Annotated in this window: 16 protein-coding genes; 2 read left to right on the top strand and 14 right to left on the bottom strand. The window is 40.2% G+C overall.

The window, feature by feature from the left end:
* Positions 1–2 precede the first annotated feature (2 nt).
* The 8 genes from ACIGBM_RS03905 to ACIGBM_RS03870 form a co-directional block, all read right to left on the bottom strand.
* Positions 3–1,097 carry a hypothetical protein gene (locus ACIGBM_RS03905; protein ID WP_397476829.1) on the bottom strand — a complete coding sequence of 365 codons (1,095 nt, stop codon included), beginning with the start codon at positions 1,095–1,097 and terminating at the stop codon, positions 3–5.
* Positions 1,087–2,163, bottom strand: coding sequence for a glycosyltransferase (locus ACIGBM_RS03900; RefSeq protein WP_397476828.1), 1,077 nt, complete (start codon positions 2,161–2,163; stop codon positions 1,087–1,089). Before ACIGBM_RS03900 ends, ACIGBM_RS03905 begins: the two co-directional genes overlap by 11 nt.
* A gap of 73 nt (positions 2,164–2,236) precedes the next feature.
* On the bottom strand, positions 2,237–3,310 hold the full coding sequence (locus ACIGBM_RS03895; RefSeq protein ID WP_397476827.1) for a glycosyltransferase family 4 protein: 1,074 nt from the start codon (positions 3,308–3,310) through the stop codon (positions 2,237–2,239).
* Between the two features lie 171 nt (positions 3,311–3,481).
* On the bottom strand, positions 3,482–4,591 hold the full coding sequence (locus ACIGBM_RS03890) for a glycosyltransferase family 4 protein (RefSeq protein WP_397476826.1): 1,110 nt from the start codon (positions 4,589–4,591) through the stop codon (positions 3,482–3,484).
* Between the two features lie 113 nt (positions 4,592–4,704).
* On the bottom strand, positions 4,705–6,219 hold the full coding sequence (locus tag ACIGBM_RS03885; protein WP_397476825.1) for an ABC transporter ATP-binding protein: 1,515 nt from the start codon (positions 6,217–6,219) through the stop codon (positions 4,705–4,707).
* A gap of 346 nt (positions 6,220–6,565) precedes the next feature.
* Positions 6,566–8,575 carry a polysaccharide biosynthesis protein gene (locus tag ACIGBM_RS03880; RefSeq protein WP_397476824.1) on the bottom strand — a complete coding sequence of 670 codons (2,010 nt, stop codon included), beginning with the start codon at positions 8,573–8,575 and terminating at the stop codon, positions 6,566–6,568.
* Between the two features lie 51 nt (positions 8,576–8,626).
* Positions 8,627–10,888: a polysaccharide biosynthesis tyrosine autokinase gene (locus ACIGBM_RS03875; RefSeq protein WP_397476823.1), complete on the bottom strand. Its 2,262-nt coding sequence runs from the start codon at positions 10,886–10,888 to the stop codon at positions 8,627–8,629.
* Between the two features lie 196 nt (positions 10,889–11,084).
* A complete protein-coding gene (locus ACIGBM_RS03870) occupies positions 11,085–12,131 on the bottom strand; it encodes a polysaccharide biosynthesis/export family protein (RefSeq protein WP_397476822.1) in 1,047 nt (348 codons plus the stop codon).
* A gap of 630 nt (positions 12,132–12,761) precedes the next feature.
* Here ACIGBM_RS03870 and rluB point away from each other — a divergent pair.
* A complete protein-coding gene (rluB, locus tag ACIGBM_RS03865) occupies positions 12,762–13,688 on the top strand; it encodes a 23S rRNA pseudouridine(2605) synthase RluB (protein WP_101206234.1) in 927 nt (308 codons plus the stop codon).
* Between the two features lie 156 nt (positions 13,689–13,844).
* Here the strand turns inward: rluB and ACIGBM_RS03860 are convergent, their stop codons facing one another.
* The 3 genes from ACIGBM_RS03860 to ACIGBM_RS03850 form a co-directional block, all read right to left on the bottom strand.
* A complete protein-coding gene (locus tag ACIGBM_RS03860; RefSeq protein WP_397476821.1) occupies positions 13,845–14,396 on the bottom strand; it encodes a hypothetical protein in 552 nt (183 codons plus the stop codon).
* A 40-nt stretch (positions 14,397–14,436) separates the two neighbouring features.
* Positions 14,437–15,111 carry a hypothetical protein gene (locus ACIGBM_RS03855; protein WP_397476820.1) on the bottom strand — a complete coding sequence of 225 codons (675 nt, stop codon included), beginning with the start codon at positions 15,109–15,111 and terminating at the stop codon, positions 14,437–14,439.
* 173 nt (positions 15,112–15,284) lie between these two features.
* Positions 15,285–16,013 (bottom strand): hypothetical protein, encoded by a 729-nt coding sequence (locus tag ACIGBM_RS03850; RefSeq protein WP_201605662.1) that lies wholly within the window; start codon positions 16,011–16,013, stop codon positions 15,285–15,287.
* A 166-nt stretch (positions 16,014–16,179) separates the two neighbouring features.
* Between ACIGBM_RS03850 and ACIGBM_RS03845 the strand changes: the two genes are divergently transcribed.
* Positions 16,180–16,782, top strand: a complete 603-nt coding sequence (locus tag ACIGBM_RS03845) for a LysE/ArgO family amino acid transporter (RefSeq protein ID WP_397476819.1) — start codon at positions 16,180–16,182, stop codon at positions 16,780–16,782.
* A 143-nt stretch (positions 16,783–16,925) separates the two neighbouring features.
* On the opposite strand, the gene ACIGBM_RS03840 is transcribed toward ACIGBM_RS03845, so the two are convergent.
* The 3 genes from ACIGBM_RS03840 to ACIGBM_RS03830 all read right to left on the bottom strand — a co-directional run bounded on the left by ACIGBM_RS03840 (position 16,926) and on the right by ACIGBM_RS03830 (position 19,923).
* Positions 16,926–17,567, bottom strand: coding sequence for a MarC family protein (locus ACIGBM_RS03840; RefSeq protein WP_082624565.1), 642 nt, complete (start codon positions 17,565–17,567; stop codon positions 16,926–16,928).
* A 302-nt stretch (positions 17,568–17,869) separates the two neighbouring features.
* A complete protein-coding gene (nadC, locus tag ACIGBM_RS03835) occupies positions 17,870–18,730 on the bottom strand; it encodes a carboxylating nicotinate-nucleotide diphosphorylase (protein ID WP_397476818.1) in 861 nt (286 codons plus the stop codon).
* 161 nt (positions 18,731–18,891) lie between these two features.
* The gene (locus ACIGBM_RS03830) at positions 18,892–19,923 is read right to left on the bottom strand and encodes an NrtR DNA-binding winged helix domain-containing protein (RefSeq protein ID WP_101206240.1); all 1,032 of its coding nucleotides are present in this window, start codon (positions 19,921–19,923) and stop codon (positions 18,892–18,894) included.
* Between the last annotated feature and the right edge of the window lie 2 nt (positions 19,924–19,925).

Here is a 19,925-nt window from a genome sequence, read left to right as displayed (position 1 = left end):
ACCTATACTCTACTTGAGGAGGACTTCATAAAAGAAGATCTTTTAAGCCTTAAGATATAAAAAAAACTGATATATATAGCCAAATAGTTGTATATCCTTAAACGTACTGCGGTGCCTAAATTATCGTTTCCGATCAGCCAAACACTGCCGTAGAACACGAAAAATATAATGAGAAAACGTACAAAGCTGTCTGCTAACTTAATGTTCTTTAATACATATATGAGCATGAAAAAGAAAGGAACGGTTTCGAGTACAAATAGTACAAGCGCTAGCGGGTTAGTAATGTACAAGCCCAGCATCTGCCCCAAAAAGCTAATTATAAAATTAGGTATAAATAGTATAGGATTAGAGAAGCTGAGACCTAGAGTCGAGCCACCTTCCGACTCTTCAAATCCAGACCGATACTCAGTTAGCAAGTCCAAAACGCCTAAATAGTTTGCTGCAAACAGAAGTCCAAGATAGAGAAGACCTAAATAAAAAGCTCTACTTTTAGTAAATTTTATTTTTAAGAAAAGTAGACTAAGCAAGTATGCATACCCTAAATAAGGTCTTATCTCTATTAAGAAAAATCCAATCGCCACAGATAATAAAAAATAAAAAACAGCACCAAAGACACTATGACTATTTAAGAACCACTTTACTGTCAGGCATCCTAATAGAAAACTAAAGGCCATAAATATATCGCGAAATATATCTGTTGAAAAAAAGAATATCGTTGGATGAATCAAGCAAACTAAAAGAGCGTATAAATAGTATTTTTGATTTCTTTTGAATGTTAGTCCTGATAGTCTAACTACTATAATAGGAATGGCTATTAAACTTAAAAAAAATAAGAAATAAGTAGTCAAATCACGCGAATACAAGCCATAATCGTTTAACCACCTTAGTAATACTGGCCAAATATTTACTGCGGTATCTGTAAAGCCTTCAGCATAAGAGTTATAGTAATTAGCATCGCTGCCACCGCCCAAGTTTATTACTAAAATATCGTATTCCATCAGTACAAATGCAATTATTTTTGAGAAAAATATAGCGGTAACTAATAAAAATATATTAGCGTTAGAAAATCTCTCGAATAATTGCCTATTATTTCTCATAGTATATTTTCACCCATTCATCGGAAATAATCTTTATATCAAATTTGTCTTTGGCATATTGTCGACCTAGAATGTTCTTCTGTTCAATTAATAAATTAGCTTCGATGGCTTTTGCCAAAGCTTCAGGCTTCTGGATAGGTACGATACTTCCATAACCGTCTAATATCTCACGGGCGCCGCTAACATCAGTAGAAACGACGTTTGCTTGACAAGCTAAAGCTTCAATCAATACTGTCGGCAGCCCCTCATAATCAGATGATAAAACGAACGTATCACAAGCACTCATCAACCTTGATATATCACTCCTTCTACCTAACAAAATAACTTCTTTATCTAATTCTAACTCTATAATATGCCTTTCGATTTCTGACCTTAATTCACCATCACCTGCAATAATCAGTACAAAAGGAATAGAATTAGCGTTTTTTAAAAATCTTATGGACCTCAAGAGATTAAGGTAGTTCTTTGCTTTATTAAACCTACCAACTGCTAAGATTACCTTGTAGTTCTGATCTAGCCCGAGCTCATCCTTTATTGCAATTCTTGCCTGCGTACTATAACTAAAGTCATCAAAATTCACTCCGTTATATATAGCTTTCATTCCTTTTTTTGGTACTGCATATCTTGATTCAAAAGAGGCAACTGCCGTGTTGCTGACATTGGTGCTTACATCGGCCAAGCGGTTGGTCAGTCGATAAGCTAGCATACGTAGTGCACCGCCCTCATTGCTACTGTGGGCGGTGGATATCAATCTATTTATTGGAGTTACTATTTTGACTAAGCGCGTCAAAATATTTGCATGGACCATATGCGAATGCACAACGTCAGGTTGATAACTTTTAATTATTTTTGATAGCAAAATATATGCAGCAGGTAGAGAGATTATATTGGTCAAGCTAACTTTCATTAACTCAATACCTTCACATGTTGGTCTAGTAAGTACCTCACCTACAAAATACACAATTCTAACTTGATGTCCTTTTTGGACCATGGCATCCGCCAAGTCACAAACAACTCGTTCAGCGCCTCCTTGTCCTAAGCCTGTAATAACATATAGTATTTTCATTGTTATCCTATAGCTATAAAATTGTTATATGAGTAGGCATACATCCATTATTTTAATTCTATTTATTCTATAATTAGTCACTCTTTTCTAATAGCTCAATCCATTGCCCTATTATTTCTTTAGGTTGATATTTTTTAGATTTCTCTTTTCCTCGTAAGCCAATTATTTTTCGATCTTCTTTACTATTCATCAGCTCTATCAAGGCTGAAGCAAGCTCATCGATATTGTTTTTCGGTACTAAAAGTGAACCTGTACCTTCTAATATTTCTGCAGGGCCTGTATCACAATCAAAACTAACAATAGGTAGTCCAAAAGCTAACGCCTCAAGCAGTACCATTGGAAAACCTTCAAAACGAGAGCTTAAACAAAATATTTCTGCTTCTTTATAGTATTTACTTACATCCGAAGTCTTACCCACCAAGCTCACTTTTTCAGTTAACTCATTCTCTTCAATAAATTTTGTGAGTTTGTTTCTTTCTTTGCCTTCGCCAACTATGACTAATTTCCAGTCTGGCATAAAGTCCCTTACCTGAACCCAAGCCTCAAGCAACATGTCGAAACCTTTCACCTGAATCAACCTACCTACTGCCAATACGGTTTTTGTATTTTCTCGCTTTATATAGTCTTGTGGTGGGAATGGACAAGCATTTTCTATTGCTAAGATTTGCGATTTATGATGCGTGCCGTCTAACCAATACTGTCTATCTCTTTCCGTTAAAGTCACTACTGAATCACAATATCGTGCTGCTAGTTGACGAGCGACTCTTCTACTTTTAACTCCTAAATCGTGATTAAAATTCAAGTGCTCCCAACATATATGCTTGACTGGTAAGCCAATGGTGGCAGGTATAGTAAATTGAGAGCATAACGTCTCTACTACTATCAATGCATCAATCTCCTCTTCTTTTAGTAGCTTCCTTAATTTATAAATAGTATTAGGAATACGGAGTAACCTATGGTCTGAAAAACTCATTAAAGAAACTAGTTTTATTTCTTTATTTATAGGAAAAAAAGGTTTATCTCCATAGGATATGCTAGCTAGTATTACTTCATACCCTACTTCAGATAAGCTATTCGCAAGCATACATCCTACTCGCTCAGTACCGCCCGAGCTATTGACACTACTAATTACTATTAGAACTTTCATGTCGCTCTCCTTATTATTTATTTCTAAAGGCTATAACATAAATGGATTTCATATAAGTAGCTTTTATGAATATGCGCAAACTAAATATTGATCATATCTCATGCTATTACTGTTTATACTAAAACTATATTTGATAATTATTACCCGCCCAAAAATACTTGATTTTTTATCTTAATTAATATAACCATATAAAAAATAATTTTGTTTTTTTAAACCTTCCAATAAAAAAACCCACTGGTTTATTATTTCTTTAGGTTGATATTTTTCAGATTTACCCCTACTTTTTATGCCAATCATTTTTCGATCTTCTTTATGATTCATGAGCTTTATCAATGCTGAAGCCAGTTGCTTAGTATTATTTTTTGGCACTAAGAGAGAACCCGTACCTTTTAATATTTCTGCAGGGCCTGTATCACAATCAAAGCTAACAACAGGTAGTCCAAAAGCCAGCGTCTCAAGTAATACCATTGGAAAACCTTCAAAACGAGAGCTCAAGCAAAATATTTCCGCTTGTTCATAATATCTACTTATATGAGAGGTATTACCTACTAGGCACACGCTTTCTGTCAATTTGGTCCTTTTAATAAATCCTGTTATTTTATTTCTATCCTCTCCCTCACCAACTATGACTAGCTTCCAATCAGGCATAGAGCTATTTACCTGCACCCAAGCCTCAAGTAACATGTCAAAGCCTTTTATTTGAGTCAACCCACCAACTGCCAATACGATTTTGGTGTTTTCTTTTTTGATATATGTCTGCGGTGGAAATGGGCAGGGGTTAGGTATTGCTACTATTTGAGACCTATGATGTGTGCCATCTAACCAGTACTGCTTATCTCTTTCTGTCAAAGTCACTACTGCATCACAATATCGAGCGGCTAATTGACGAGCTAACCTTCTAACAGGTTTCCCTAAGTCATTTTTAAAATTAAAATGCTCCCAGCAAACATGATTGACATTCAAACCCACTAGCGCAGGTACTGTAAATATGCATGAAATACTATCAACCACAACGAGCGTATCGATTTTTTGTTTTTTTACAAATTGACGTAACTTATAAATTGCTTGTAAAATCCTTTTTTTAAAAGACACACTCTTAGAGTATAAAAAGTGATTTTCTATATTATCATTTAGATTAAAAAAAGGATTGTCGCCTCCCACAAGGCTTAAAATTGAGATGTTATAACTTCTTTCGGCAAACCCATTCGCAATTAAACTGGTTACTCTTTCAGTACCGCCAGCGTGATTAAGATTACCTATAAGAAAGCATATATTTTTCATATTTTATCTCTCGAATAAATCCATATACCCTATTGCGTTTATTATTAAAACTTCATAATCGTTATTTACCATAGAAAATAGAGATTTATAAAAATAATTTTTTATTATTTTAACTATGAATACATAGCCATTTTTTCGAACGTTGGGTTGCTATTTATCAACTGTTGATAAGTGCCTTGTTCAATCACTTTACCTTTTTCCATAAAATAAATAATATCGCAATTTTTTACTGTTTTTAGACGATGGGCTATCATTACGATGGTCTTCTGCCCACTTAACTCTTGAATAGCGTCCATTATGACTTTTTCAGTAATACCGTCTAAGGCACTTGTTGCTTCATCAAACACCAATACATCAGCTTGATTGTATAAAGCTCTAGCTATGCCAATACGCTGTCGCTGTCCTCCAGATAGTTGTACGCCTCGTTCACCGACTTTAGTATTTAAACCTTCAGATAAACTGTTTACTAAGAACTCTAAATGGGCAAGCTTAATTGCCTGTTTTACTCTTACTAAATTAATATCTTTACGACATATGCCAAAAGCGACGTTTTCAGCGATACTACCTTCACTCAAAAATATACTCTGCGGTACGAAACCTATGTATTGCTGCCAAGCCTGTTTGTTTTTTTCATCGATAATTAAGTCATCAAGCATTAACTGTCCGGTAGTTGGTGCAATAAGACCTAGTAATAGATCGATAGCTGTAGATTTACCAGACCCCGACTCACCGACAAAACCAACTGTAGAATTGATAGGTATATTTAGATTTATATTATCTAATGCTGGCATTGCTTTATTAGGATAGGTGAAGCTAACCCTATTCAGTCGTATAGTCTCGATTTTTGCTAAATCAATTGTTTGACCGCTCGCAATATCTGAAGCAGCACCCTGCTCACTATCTACGGTCAATGATGCAAGCAAGTCTTCTTTTATAGAATCAAAAGCAGCCGTATTGCCTCTAATCGTAGCAACGCTATGGTATATTTGCTGCAAAGCAGGTAATAACTTAAAACCAGCAAGAGCATAAACGGTCAATATAGGTAATACTTGGCTCAAATTCCCTTCGCGTGTTGTCAACAAAACTAAAACTAGCCCAATCATTGCACCAAAAGCTAACAACTCCATTAAATATCTAGGTGCTTGGCTTAATGCTGTATTTACTCCTTGAGCATGCGCAAATAACTTTCCACTTGTCTCAAACTGATGTACAAAATCATGTCTACGATTGTAGAGTAGTACATCTTTGATCCCCCCAAAACCTTCATTCATTAAGCGAAACCGATCAGTTGAGGTAGTAGAAACGTACTCTCCATACAAGGCGATACGCTTACGAATCATTCTGTATATAATTACGTAACCGCTAGCAAACAATACAACCCCTACGGTTGCTATCAATGGGTTATAAATAAAGATACTAACTGAGATAAATACTGCTAATACTAGACGAGCATTCATCTGTATAAATGGCAAAATAATAAAGTTTGTTACTCTTAATGCCTCAGTTGCAATTTGCTTCGTCAATTGAGCGCTGCTTCCACTGGCATGGAACAACCAGTCTTTTTGCAAATAATAATGATACAAACGATCACTAATCTCTGTACCAACAGAATAAGCAAATAAAGACAAACGCCATGTCGTAATCATCGACAAAATAGACGCTAAACTAAGCATCAACAGTACAAACAGACCCGTTATAAACAAAAAATCTGTATGTGTACTCACACCGCTAGCTACATATATACGATTAAGAATTGCATTGGTTTCAAGCAGCTGCATATCAGCCACTAAGGCCATGAAGGGCCCTATAGAAGCAATTCCTAGCAGCTCCATAAATGCCATGAACACCATCATGATCTGCAAAGACAAATAACGTCGTCGCTGGTCTACAGTTAACAGGGCAAACAATTCTTTGGCTAATCGCAGCATACTTTTAACCACTCTATTAGTTTACTTACTTCAATTTTTTATTCTATTAACTCACTACGTCCATCAGTTCTATATCTATCTTTTCGACATCAGCTTCATCGCCTTCTCGGTAGCCTTCAACGAAGGTCCTAAACTGTGCTTTCAACCATTGAGTATCGTGCCGCTTTGATCTTTCGATAAACTCAAACAAGATAGCTTCGATGTCTTCCAATGGAAAACTATGCTCCATTGCTTGCATAATGAGTGGATGAAACGTGGTCTCTATGTTGTCGGCACCAATGATTAACTCTTCATAGAGCTTTTCACCTGGTCTCAATCCAGTAAATACAATTTCGATATCACCATTAGGGTTGCTCGCATCTTTTAGCTCGCACCCTGTCAGACGAATCATACGTTTTGCAAGATCCACAATTTTGACGGGCGCTCCCATATCAAGTACAAATACTTCACCACCGAACGCCATAGCCCCTGCTTGGATAACCAAACTGGCTGCTTCCGGTATAGTCATAAAGTAGCGCGTGATGTCTGGATGGGTGATGGTAATCGGACCACCTTGTTCAATTTGTTTGGTGAATAATGGTACTACAGAGCCCGATGAGCCCAAAACGTTGCCGAAACGCACCATACTAAAACACGTATGACTGTTGCTTTGGCTCAGTCCTTGGCAGACAAGCTCAGCCAAACGTTTAGAGGCTCCCATCACGTTGGTCGGACGTACTGCTTTGTCAGTAGAGATCAATACAAACGTATCAACGTGAGCCTTTATCGCAGCACAGGCACAATGGTAGGTGCCTTTAGTATTATTAATCGTGCCTTCAAATGGATTGGACTCGACAATCGGTACATGTTTATACGCTGCAGCGTGATAAATCGTTTTTATATGGTATTTTTCGAATATATTTATTAATTTTTTTTCGTTAGCCACGCTTCCAATGATGCTGACAATCTCAGTATTTTGATATTCAATACTACTAATGACATTACTAGCGACAAGGCTTCTAAGTTCCTGATCGATTGTATACAAAGCATATTCAGACTGCTCGTATAACACCAAACATGCAGGTTTATTTTTCATAATTTGTCTACACAGCTCACTACCAATAGAACCACCTGCCCCTGTTACGAGTACGTTTTTACCCGCAATGTTTTTTTGGAGGAGCTCAGCAACTGGCTCTACAGTCTCTCTTTCAAGCACATCTAATATATCAACCGGACGTATATGGCTGACTGTTACGATCTCATCAGCAAGCTCTCGTAAGCTTGGTAAATCCTTTAACTTGACAGAAACGCCTGACAGGCTATCCATAATCTGTTTTTTACGACCACGGCTCATAGAAGGCATCGCCAAAATCACTTGCGCGATATGTAATTTTTCTATTAACCAAGGTAGCGCATGAGCGGCATATATTTTTTTACCATGTAGATAAGCCCCTATTAGCTGCGGATCATCATCGATATATGCCACTACATTGTATTTATGAGAATGTCTCAAGCTCTCTAATAGCTCTCTACCAGCCGATCCTGCGCCATAAATAATCACGTTATCACAGCAACTATCTAGGCGACCTTGGCTATCTGGTTTCTGTAGTCGATTCAGCAACCCGCGAATCATTAGCCGACTGTTCCATAACCAAATAAAGAATAAGAATAGGAATATAATTGGCGCTGAGCGCGGCATCATTGACACTGGGTTCACATAAATGATGAACTGATAAACGATAATAAGTAACAAAAATAACTGTAATACTCGACCCATCGCCGCATCGAAAAACCCTCTAGAGGCGCCTCTATAAAAGCCAATCAGATATAAGCTGACGACAGGTATCAATGCATAAAAAGCCAACACCATAAGGCCAATTTGATCGTCGACATAACCTTGACGCAATGCCAATGCCGCTACCAAGCAAAGGACAGCAACCGAAAAGTCGATGCCAAATAAGATAGAGCATTTAGCAAAGCGTGGTAAGGCTAATAAAAACAGCGTCATACGCTTCGACCATCGATTGAGATCGCTTGGCGTGTGATAAGCATTGTTAGACTCTGTTTTTATAAACATAAGATCCACCTACTTAAGTTATGTCGCTCGTTTGCCATGGACAGTAGCTAACTACGAATTGTGTCCATAAGCATAATGGTAGTGATAGCTGTACCTGTTCAAAATACTTTGCTGTATGTCATTTAAGATGATGCCATCGACTTGTACGTTTGCCTTACTCATCTGTTTGATGGCATAGACCAGCTGGCCTTCTACTGAATGATCAAACTTGGTGACGATAAGTACTTTGTCTGCGTGCTGTGCCAACACCATGGCGTCTGATGCAGCTAATATAGGAGGCGCATCAATAACGATATAGTCGTACTTCGTTTTGAGCGCTGCCATCAAATGATTAAACCTCTCTCCTATCAATAACGAAGTCGGATTATGCGACGGTCGTCCCCGCGATATAAGGTCGATATGATCCATACCAGTCGGCTGAATAAAACTCTCAAGGTTTAATTTAGCCATGTCAGTATCTAATCGAGGCTCATTATCTGTTAGAGAACTATCTTTAGCTTGCAGTAAATAATCTGTGAGCCCACTGTCTGGATTCATACCAAACATTTTGTGCAGCTCACCTAAGCGCATATCTCCATCGATAATCAGCACTTTTTTGTCAAGCTGTGCAAATACCTCAGACAAATTAGCCGTAATAAAAGACTTACCGACACCCGGGCTTTCTCCGGTGATTAATATGGTCTGAGCGGATTTCTCATCTATTGTCTTCGTCGTCTTACCGAATAAAAGGTTTGTCCGTAAATTTTTAATTGCTTCATAGCTCAAGCCGTTGTGATCAACATGAGCAAGCATCCGACCTATATTTTTTTTGTTCCTACCTAGCTTAGATATCGAGGTCGAACGTGGAATCGTTGCAATAACAGGAATCCCCGTTTTAGACTCTAGATGTTCTGGGTCTTTTACGACATTTCTAATTAAGTTTCTGATTAAAACCAGCATTACCCCAAGTACAGTACCTACGAGTAGCGCCAGCAGCATAATTTGGAATTTGTTTGGTGCAATGGCATCGAAGGTACTGGTCGGTCTATCTAGAATACGGGCATAACCAACCTGACCAGCTCTAACGATTTTTAGTTGTTCATAATTTTTGAGCAGTGTGAGGTAAATCTCTCTATTAATGGCTGTATCTTCCGATAACTTTAAGAACTCTCGCTGTATTTCAGGCAGTCCTGCAACGGTGCTACCTATTGCTCCTATTCGACTGTTGAGGACTTTTAGTTGCTCATTTATCTGGATAACGAGTGGGTGCTCATTGGTATAGTAAGTCGTTAGATCTGCTCTCTTTAATTTGAGATCATTGAGCTGCTCATCGATTCGAGACTTTTCATTTAGTAATAGCTCAGCTTCTTTACCTACATCGATGGTGCCGTGCTTTTTACGAAATTCATTGAACTGAGCTTCAGAGGCGTCTAACTTTTCTTTTAATGCTGGAATCTGCGTTTCCATGAAAGCCAATGTTTTGGTAGTTTCTTCTGTACCCCGAGATTGGTTTTGATCGATATAAGACTGGACTATTTGATCAAGTGTGGTCGTGATTTGCTGTTGGTTTGTGCCTGTCATCGACAGCTGAATAATATTGGTTTTATCGCCTTTTTCTTCCACAGACAATGCGCTATTAATCACGTCTGTCGTGGTCTTCAAGGTCTGCTTGGTGATGCCAATAGGATAACCGTCTGTAGGTAGCTCAGTCACTGTAATATTAATCTCACCGTTTACCCCATTAAACTGATGCGGCTGACCTAACTGTCCTTTGAAATCATCTAGTCCATTACTCAAGACAAATCCTGTGTCAGACTGTGACAGCGTAAAAGACTGGTTTAAATACGCTGGTGACACATCGAACTGATTGATTTGTACGATCCCGTTTTTTGTACTCAAAGACACACCATCATTTGTATTCAACTGAGTGTTAATGCGGTCGTTTGTTATTTTATCGAGATAGCCAATATTAGGATCGGTAAGTTTGATGTCTAGATGTAGCATATCGACGACTGGCTCTAGTATCATCCGAGACCGTATGAGCTCGGCTTCTGCCTCAGCTTTGCTCACTTCTTCTCCAACCAACTCTGAGATGTTTGCACCAAGCGCATCGACTCCTTGGGAATTTTCTTCAATTTGGATCAGCGCATCAGACTTGAAGGTCGGATTAATATAACGTGTATAAAAAAATCCTATTAAGAGTCCGATTGCTGCCATGAGCGCTATGACTTTCCAGCCACGCAACAAAACCAAAACCAGCGCCGTTAAGTCGATGTTGTCATTGTCGTTGTCACCCTTAGGTGTCGATAGGTCTTTTGAATCTATATTATTCATAACCATATACCCATTATTCAATGTTAATCGCTTAATAGCTTTCGCTTAGCTTCAAGACCCTAACTGCCTTTTACTGCTGTTAGATAGTCCCCTGCCTTATCGCACCTTATAAAATCTATCACTCTACTTCCTATTCTTATCTCTCAATTTCAGCATTAAAACTCAAAGCACATCCAGTATTTCCACTAGCTATCATTTACAACCCTGATATCACGTTGATGGCAGAGGTTGATGGTAGTATCGCGCTAATCACACGATTCCAGCGAGCCAAGCCTGTTGGATCCACATAAAGAATGTCATTGGCTTGCATGTCAAAGCGACTGGCTAGTGCCAAGCTTGTGATGCTCTGCATGTCGACGTAATAGATATTGGTGTACTGGTACTGAGGGTTGTCGCGCACGATATATACTTTGGCTGCATTGGCCGTATTGGAATTTAGTCCATTTGACTCGCCCAATACATGCGCTAAGCTTAGCCCCTGTTCTGGAATCGCCACTGGCTCAATTTTGCCAAATTCACCCAATACGTAGACCTTATTGCGGCTTTGGCTATTGACGTGAATAGAGTCACCATCTCGCAGATAGATTTGATTGGCAGACAGCCCCATTTTATGTAGTGACTGCACTCCTAAGCGATAGCTGTTGCCCTGACGATTTAGCACAATGTTGTTTGAATCCCCAGTCTCGGTAGTACCACCTGCCATAGAGATAGCGCCATATACCGACACCGGCACATCAGCAATAGCAAACTCACCAGACTGCTTCACCGCACCATCTACGAAAAACTTGCTACCACGGTAATTGATGATTTTGACTTGAGGATCTGAGTACTTGAGATAGCGCTGTAGTTTGCTTTGCAACGTAGCGGTGAACTGCGGCACGCTCAGCCCACTGGCTTGAACTCTACCTATCAATGGAAACTGTATATACCCTTGTTGATCTACCGTTAAACTAGCAGTTGACGCATTAATATCCGGATAATTGGTAAGGATGATATTCAGCATGTCCCCTTTTGCAATGCCGTAATTGACTCGTCCAGAGGTTTTGATTAAATGAGCGAGATCTTGAGTCACAGTAGGCGGCGCTGTACGCGGTAAAGTTGCCAGACTTAAAGGCTGAATATGAAATTGAAGACCGTTTTCTGCGGTAAAGGTGCCAGATTCAGGAAGATTTCCTGACTGAAGTCCTGAGTTGATCGTACAGCCACTAAATAACCCCATTAGAAACAAGCAAAATATGCTCATTACCAAGAAGCGTTTGTGTACAAAAATGAAATATTTATTAACCATAACAGTTACTCATATTTATATTTGTGAATCAAACCAGTAAACCTTAACACAGCATTTATATTCATAAAAAAGAATATACTTAATAAATATACACCTAAACTATATTCAGTGCAATACATATAATCTGTCATAAAATAATTAAGTGACTATTTTGCAATTTCTCATCAAACCCTTTATTTGCGGCTAATTGCAAGAATTTATATCGACTTTCAGGTTGCTGAGCGATAAAAAAAACGGAAGTAAAAACAGCTTCTTAATAAATGGAGTTTTTATTTTTAATTTGAAAAACTTCAATTTAATGAAGGCTTATTTCGATTACATTTATGATTGGAACTATCCTTTTAATGCCGAAGTAGTGTAATTGTTTGTATCTATGTATTAACTTATATAGTTAGTCACTAAGAGTCTCCGAGTCTATATTTTGTATACGACTAATAAACTTTTATTGATTAGCACATTGTTTGTTTATGCATTAATAACCAGTAAGGTATTGGTTTACGTGCTAAATTTGTTAAAATAGCGTAGAATAGTCAATCCAATTTTTTACATTGAGAAATGTAAACCCACCGACTCAAGGATATTATGATGAAAGATGAAAAATTACAGAAAGCACTCGCCCGTATGGGACTTGGTTCACGCCGTCAAATGGAAGAAGTCATCAAATCTGGCCGCGTAACGGTTAACAACGGTCCTGCGACCATCGGTGATCGTGTCTCGCAAGGTGATGAGATTCGCGTTGATGGCCGTCAAATCAAATACACTTCTGAAAACGAGAAGCGCCGCCGTGTTATCGCTTACTACAAGCCTGAAGGCGAAGTTTGCTCTGCTAAAGATCCAGAAGGTCGCCCAACTGTCTTTGAACGTTTGCCAAAGCTGACGCATGACCGCTGGGTGATGGTTGGACGTTTGGACATCAACTCAACTGGCCTATTGTTATTTACTAATGATGGCGAAATGGCGCATCGCTTGATGCATCCATCTGGTGAAGTCACTCGTGAATATGCGGTACGTGTATTGGGTGAAGTAACGCCTGATATCGCTCGTGCATTGACCGCTGGCGTCATGCTAGAAGATGGCCTTGCAAAATTTGAAGACATCAAAGAAGGCGGCGGTGAAGGCGTCAACAAGTGGTATCACGTCCAGCTAAAAGAAGGCCGTAACCGCGAAGTACGTCGTTTATTTGAATCACAAGGTCTAAAAGTTAGTCGTCTACTACGCACGCGCTATGGCACGATTGTTCTACCAAAAGAGCTACGTACTGGTCGTTTCTTAGAGCTTGATAAAAAAGAAATCAATACATTGACGGATTTGGTCAGCTTGCGTCCACGTTATGGCACGGGTCTACATGGCGCTGCTAAAGAAAAACAAGAACGTATCAGAAACAAGCCGCTTAAAGCGCGTCGCACTGACACCCGTAGCGATAACCGCAACAGCAGCGCGAAACCTAAAAGTAGTGCTAGCCCTGCCAGCCGCGGTACACGTAACACCCGTGATCGCAATGATAAGCGCTAGTTAAATTGATTTAACATTATTCTAAGTTTTTGATAGATTTAGAATAAACACAAAAAAAGCGGTCAATGATGGATAGTCATTGACCGCTTTTTTTGTGTCTTTTTACAGGCATCACAGTTTGCAGGCGTCACAGTTGCTTAGTATAAAGATAGCGGCTCAGCTATCGTGACTATTAATATAATGTTTCATAACTCGCAGTTCTTGTAGCTGCTCCTCGTCCATTTGCGCCAGTAGTCTATCCAAACGCTGCTCGATATTATCTAAAACACTCTGCAATAACTCACTAGCCTCTAACCTCTTTTCGCTATTCTCATTAGTGACGTTTATATTTGTTAATTGGTAATGAGTGGCTAGCATTTCAGGTAACCGTATTTGCAACATTTTATTCAACACAAACTGCGCTTCTGTTATCGCTGCTGTCTTATTCTGAGTTTGTAGGGCTGCTTGATAAGCGTAATAGCTGCTTACTTTTTCATCGATACGTTTTAGCTGACGAAGTTGCTGCTCTGACAAGTTTTTTAAGTGCTGTTTATTTAACGTTAACTGCTGCAAGCTTAATGTGGCTAATGACAAGGGCGCATCGTAATCCTGATAAGTGAGTACGCCAGGTGAGATACCGACGGCTTTATGAAAAGCCTGCCACCCTTTTCTACCTAAGTAACAGGTAGTGACGGTCGTTACAATGCCGATGCCTATTAAGATACTCATATACGCTTGCTCTTTATCCTTTCACCATTCAACTTTGTATTTATAGCTTAATGTCTTTAGAACTCACATTTTCACCAGCTGGGCTTTCAATCACTTGGATATTTACATCACTACTAACATTACCACTGGTATTGCTATCGGGCTTTTGAAGCTCTGTGTTGCTAGTAGGATTGTCAAAACGTTTTTGGAGATAGCGATTGGTTGCAAGTAGTTTTTGACCGTCTTGATGATATGACGCGTTGAGCAGGTCATCGAACTGTGTGTTAATTGTCTTAAGCACATCTAATAAGGCTTCTTTACCAGTGACATTAGAATGTTTAATCTTGGTAGTGTCAGCAAGCACACTATCCGTCACATCTAAATCATGTAAGCGACGATAGTCAGAGATGGCTTGTGGCACGTGCCTATCCATTAAGTTTTGAATCATAATATAAGTTTCATTGACGGTATCCTTATCATCAATCTTGCCATCATTATTGGTATCGCCATACATGACACGCAACTTTTCACCCTTTGTATTAATTTGATCAAGAGCAGTCTTAACGTCGACGGGTAGGCTTTTTTCAGGTATATAACCCAGTTGCGGCATTGCCTTATATTCGAGCATTTTGGGTGCTGTGACTTTTTTAATGCCACGATAACCTAGATATAACCCAGCCGCTGGCAACAGCCCATACAAAAAAAACATTACGAACATTGCAGTCATTTGGGTCATTATATTGTCCTTATTACTTATCAGAATGTCGTGGCTGATTTTTTATGGTTGTTATTATTAAACAAAAAAATAAGGCTCTATTAAAGCCCTATATTGTTATGCACTAGGTCGATTGTGTTTCTTGATAATACTTAACCTTTGCAAGTGTTCAAAAAAACATCATCAAAGAACATTTAACTTTGCGTACGGCTCTTAACATAGCGGTGGGTTGAGGCAAGGCGGTTTAAGACTGTCTGATGCAATTCATCCAATAATTCGTCAAGCTCATAATCAATCTCTAAAAACAAATCTGTCAGCATATCACCAGCAGTCATCTTACCCTGCACCATGTTATTTTTGGTGCGATGCGGACTAAAGCGTTGTAGCTGCTCATAATGATGCAATGCCTCAGGGATACTTTCGGATACTAGCTTGTCGATGACGAACTGACGCTCATTATGTTGCTGCTGTTGCTGTTCGTTCAGCTCACTACTCCACTCACGGTAACGCTTTAGCTTACCGTTGATACGATCTAATATCGCAACGGCTTCAATAGGCATGGCATTTAGGGTGGCCTCATCAACCACATCAACAAGCTCAGTCATAATCGGACAACGTCCATGTTTGAGATACCACAAGGTATCTGGGTCAAAAGGCGGTCTATTGGTTGGGCGCATTTGAGCACGATTACTCAGATAGCGATCAGTCAAAGGCGTGGATGATTGGCTATCACTCACTTGTGCCAACGCATCACATATACGGTTTACACGTTCAGGCGGAGTTAGTGTAGAACGCTCTTGTACTGCGTGATTGCTATCACTATTGGCAGCAGCATCCTGTTCATGATTGACGCTCATCTCCTGAGCATTCTTTGCTGCCAATGTCGGTAGGTCATCTTGAGCTTGCCCAAATGACTGTAGCATTCTTGTCAAACTGACTACCATGACTTGCTCTGCCCCTCGTCTATTACACTCACATTGTGCGCATATTGCATACATTCATTCAATAGCGTATCTTAGCAGGTTTTTGCTAGCCTGCCAGTAAGCAAAATGTCACCATTCCTACACGCCAACCGTTAAGCACCGTATTATGAATGCTCCCGATTATATTTCTGGTTTCCTACTTGGGTTATCTCTCATCATTGCTATTGGCTCTCAAAACGCCTTTGTACTCAAACAAGGTCTCAAACGCGAGCACATATTTTTTGTTTGTTTGTTTTGTGCGGTGAGCGATGCGTTTTTAATTTCAGCAGGCGTTGGTGGTTTTGGTGCAGTTACGGCCCGCTATCCTCACGTTATAGATATCGCAAAAATAGCAGGCGTTATATTTTTATTAGGATATGGCTTACAGAGTTTGTATGCCAGCGTACGTGTGTCACATGCTTTGACTGTCGAAGGAAAAGTCGTGACTAGCTTAAAAAAAGCCTTGTTACTATGTTTTGGCTTTACTTGGTTAAACCCGCACGTCTATCTAGACACATTGGTACTCGTCGGCATGGTCTCTACGGGTGCAAGCAGTAAATTGACGTTTGCCGCAGGTGCAATTAGCGCTTCGTTCTTTTTCTTCTTTGCGCTTGGGTATGGTGCGCGATTACTCAGGCCTCTATTTGAAAAGCCTAAAGCATGGAACATACTGGATGCTTTGGTAGGGTTACTGATGCTCTATCTGGCTTGGCATTTGTATCAAAGCTGATAGAGGCATGACTGAGAAATGATAAGTAAGCTGAGTGTTGAATAAACTGAACATTAAGTAAACAACGTATTGGATAATACTGAATCAGGTTGATATCCGCTAACCGCTGTATAAACTATGTGGTTAGCGGTAGTATTAATTATTTACATCAAGCTAGGAAAGAGCGTACGCAGTCCATTAACGATAATCTCGATAGAAACAGCTGCCAATAGCATACCCATGATTCGACTCATGATGTTCAAGCCAGTATCGCCTAGTAAGCGACTGATACGACCTGCCGCCATCAATGCCAAATAGCAAAACAGACTGATAAATAAGCCAGCAATCAAAATGGCAGATACCTGCAAAATACCTGATACTTGTGAAGAATAAATGATAACCGTAGAGATACCACCAGGCCCAATCATCATCGGAATCGCAAGGGGAACCACGGCAGCCGCCATCGAGACTGGCGCATCTTTTACATGATCAACATCGAAGTTCTCTTGATCAGGTTTAACCGGGTTACCCTCTCCATTCATCATATTTAGCGCAATCAAAAACACCAATATACCGCCTGCCAACTGGAACGAGCCGATAGAAATACCAAGGGTTTTTAGTAGCGTCTCACCTGCAATCGTAAAAAAGCTGATGGTGATAAAAATGGTCAGACAAGCAACGCGCGCGACCTTACGTCGATTGTTCATCGAATAGCCGCGAGTCAAATCTAAAAATAACGTCAATGCGCTAAATGGATTGATCAATACCATAAAGGCTAGGATTATCTTGATAATTTCAGTATTCACTGAGCGCTCGCTTGTCTATTGATACCGCTTGTGCAAAAAGATAAGGTCATCGTGCGAGTGCAACGATGACCCAATAGGCAACTAAAAATAGCATTGTAGCATAGGCAGATAAGCTAATAAAATCATTAACTTTGCGCCGTTACGCCTACATGTCACCTTAGTAAGGCTTCAGTGTAAAAACAAGCATTTGACAAGTTGTTAGTACAAGTTACCAGTATAAATTACCATTTTATTAACTCGGTGATAGTCCTTTCGCTAAAATCTAGCATATGTAGTGCTACTAACCTTTAATACGTCTTTACTTATGCACTAAAATCTAGCCCAATATCCAAGGCTGTCGTACTGTGCGTCAAATAACCCATCGCGATAAAATCAACCCCTGTACTTGCAGCCGCTTGTACCGTTTCGGGCGTAATACCACCTGAGGCTTCAGTCTTTGCGCGCCCCTTACACATAGCAACCGCTTGCGACAATGTTTCAGGCGACATGTTATCTAATAGCACTAAACTCACACCTGCATCGAGCGCTTGCTCTAATTGCTCTAGCGTATCGACTTCGACCTCAATAGGAATCAGATGCCCAGCAAATTTCTGTGCTTGCTGAATGGCCGTTTTGATGTCACCCGCAATGGCGATATGGTTGTCTTTAATTAAAATCGCATCATCTAACCCCAAGCGATGATTACGTCCGCCGCCGCAGCGTACGGCGTATTTTTGTACAATACGTAAGCCTGGAATGGTCTTGCGCGTACAAGTAATTTGCGCAGGATATTGAGCCACGCTATCGACAATTTGACGTGTCGCTGTCGCAATGCCGCTGAGATGGGTCATAAAATTCAGTGCCGTGCGTTCTGCAGTCAATAAATGACGCGCGTTACCTTTTACGGTCGCTAACACTGCACCAGCCTCTACTGTTTCGCCATCCTGTACTTGTGCAATAAACTCAATTTGCGCATCGACTAAGGCAAAAGACAAACGTGCCAAATCGATACCACATATCACGCCTGCTTGCCGTGCCTTGATCTGTAGCTGCGCTTGCATATAGGCTGGAATAGTAGCTTGTGAGGTTACATCACCACGCCTACCCAAATCTTCAGTTAGTGCATTCTCAACCAATGGTTTAAGCAATACAACATCCAATGCTGGCTCTTTTTCAATTGTCATCTTTGACCCTTATCTAGGCATGATATTGATAGAAACTGCTCGTCATTTAAACTCAAAATGAGCATAAATATAGCGTAAAGTTAGCGACCCTGCAAGGAAAGGTGACAAATTTTTCGTTTTACTAGCCATTTCAAGTACAAGAGATTATTGGATACTCATCATTATTTGCGCTTAGGAAGTTTGCTGTCCATCAATAAACTCTGTAGCTCGATATCATGACGGAAGCGATATAGTTTGGCAGGACGACCGCGCTGAGCAGTGCTACTCTCCCCAGTCTCCATCACTAGGTTTTGTGAATCAAGCAATCGACGGAAGTTTTGCTTGTGCAAGCGCACTCCTGATAGTGCCTCAACACTCTGCTGCAACTGCGACAAGGTAAAGACGTCTGGCATCAGACCAAAAATAAGCGGTCTATATTCAATCTTCGCGCGCAGTCTTGAGATAGCAGTAGCGATCACGCGACGGTGATCGTAATACATGGGTACACCTATGCGTTGTGACCAGTCCTCTGGCAAGGCAACAGCTTGATAATTGGGCGGATAATTAGGGGCTTCGGGTATCAGACCTGCTTCATAAAGCATCTCATAGCGTAGTAATACATGCTCTGCAATCCATTCTCTACTTTCATTATCGTGTTCGTTGACTGATTGGCTGTCAGTGAGTTTGCCGCTTGCCAAAAACGCTTCGTCCAGTCCCCAACATAAGCCAATACGCTGACGCCTGCGCTGTTGGACAATCGAGTCGTTGGCAGTATTGGCCCACTCGAGTAGTGCTGGCACGATAAAGTCCATAATGATACTGGGCATACCGTCCAGATGATTTTCCCATGGGAAATAGTCGTACCAATCTCGCCAGAGTGCTTTGCTTTGGAGTGCCTGCGTTTGCGTCTCTTGCACCAAACCCAAATAACTCACATACACCAACGCATGACCGTCGATGTTACGTCTATTGGTATCGACAAAGGTATACAACTGTTCCAAATATCCGAGCGGTTGCTGTGTTTGCTCCTCTACCCACTGACGTACGCCCGCTTGTAGCGAGCGATGTAGCGGCATAAGTGGGCCATTTGGCAATAGCTTGCCTTGGTCAACGGTTAGAACGCGCGCGATATGATCAGTGATAGCGACCAATACGGCGACCACTTCTGTCGTGCCGCTACCTTGCTGGTGCGCATGTGAATAAGACAACGTCATGG

The organism is Psychrobacter sp. NPDC077938, from assembly GCF_044542635.1.
Taxonomy (GTDB): domain Bacteria; phylum Pseudomonadota; class Gammaproteobacteria; order Pseudomonadales; family Moraxellaceae; genus Psychrobacter.
This window is presented reverse-complemented; position numbering and strand designations above follow the sequence as displayed.